This window comes from Variovorax sp. 05N34, assembly GCF_056397405.1.
On record NZ_JBFTNI010000030.1, the window covers coordinates 1 to 1,540 of the forward strand.

Annotated in this window: 2 protein-coding genes; both read left to right on the forward strand. The window is 65.6% G+C overall.

Annotated features, from left to right (window positions below; genetic code table 11):
* A partial coding sequence (locus tag AC1DMA_RS30095) for a proton-translocating transhydrogenase family protein (RefSeq protein ID WP_478146477.1) occupies positions 1 to 120 on the forward strand: 120 nt, incomplete at its 5' end.
* A gap of 2 nt (positions 121 to 122) precedes the next feature.
* The coding region (locus tag AC1DMA_RS30100) for an NAD(P)(+) transhydrogenase (Re/Si-specific) subunit beta (protein WP_478146476.1) at positions 123 to 1,540 on the forward strand (1,418 nt) is incomplete at its 3' end.

A 1,540-nucleotide genomic window follows, 5' to 3' on the forward strand; every position in this document is an offset into this window, starting at 1 on the left:
CTGGCCGCGGTCAACGTCTTCGGCGGGTTCCTGGTGACCCGGCGCATGCTGGAGATGTTCAAGAAGAAGGACAAGAAAGTGCCCGCTGGCGGTGACGGCGCCAAGGCGGGGGGACGCTGATCATGTCGATGAACGTCGTCACGCTGCTGTACCTCATCGCCAGTGTCTGCTTCATCCAGGCGCTCAAGGGCCTGAGCCATCCCACCACTTCCATCCGCGGCAACCTCTTCGGCATGGTCGGCATGGCGATCGCCATTCTGACCACCGCCGCGCTGATCGTGCAGCTTTCCGGCGGCAGGCTCATCGGCCTGGGCTGGGTGCTGCTCGGGYTGGTGGTGGGCGGCGGCTACGGCGCCTACCGCGCCAAGACGGTMGAGATGACCCAGATGCCMGAACTGGTCGCCTTCTTCCACAGCATGATCGGCCTKGCAGCCGTCTTCATCGCSGTGGCGGCAGTGGTCGAGCCCTGGGCCTTCGGCATCACGCCGCTGCCGGTTGCGGCCTCGGGCACCGTCAACACGCCCGAAGGCGCGATGGTCGTGGACGGCTTCCTGCGCTATGCAATCCCCGCGGGCAACCGGCTGGAGCTGTTCCTSGGGGCGGCCATCGGCGCGATCACCTTCAGCGGCTCGGTCATCGCCTTCGGCAAGCTCTCGGGCAAGTACAAGTTCCGCCTGTTCCAGGGYGCWCCGGTGCAGTTCAAGGGCCAGCACATGCTCAACCTSGTGCTGGGGCTGCTGACCATCGCCCTGGGCCTGGTCTACATGGCCACCGAGAGCTGGGCGGCCTTCCTGGCRATGCTGATCCTCGCCTTCGTGATGGGCGTGCTSATCATCATCCCGATCGGCGGGGCGGACATGCCGGTGGTGGTCTCGATGCTCAACAGCTACTCGGGCTGGGCGGCCGCGGGCATCGGCTTCAGCCTGAACAACGCGATGCTGATCGTCGCGGGCAGCYTGGTGGGCAGCTCCGGTGCGATCCTGAGCTACATCATGTGCAAGGCGATGAACCGCTCGTTCTTCAACGTGATCCTGGGCGGCTTCGGCGGCGAAGCGGCCGCCGCCGGCRCGGGCGGYGCGAAGGAGCAGCGCCCGGTCAAGAGCGGCAGYGCGGAYGATGCGGCCTTCGTGCTCTCCAACGCCGAGACGGTSATCATCGTGCCGGGCTACGGCCTTGCGGTGGCACGCGCSCAGCACGCGGTSAAGGAACTCGCGCAGAAGCTCACCGAGCATGGCGTGACGGTCAAGTACGCGATCCACCCSGTCGCAGGCCGCATGCCCGGGCACATGAACGTGCTGCTGGCGGAGGCGGAAGTGCCCTATGACCAGGTCTTCGAGATGGAAGACATCAACGGAGAGTTCGGCCAAGCCGACGTGGCGATCATCCTGGGSGCCAACGACGTGGTGAACCCGGCAGCGCTGCAAAAGGGCACATCCATCTACGGCATGCCGATCCTGGAGGCCTACAAGGCCAAGACAGTGATCGTGAACAAGCGCAGCATGGCCGCGGGCTATGCAGGCCTGGACAACGAGTTGTTCTA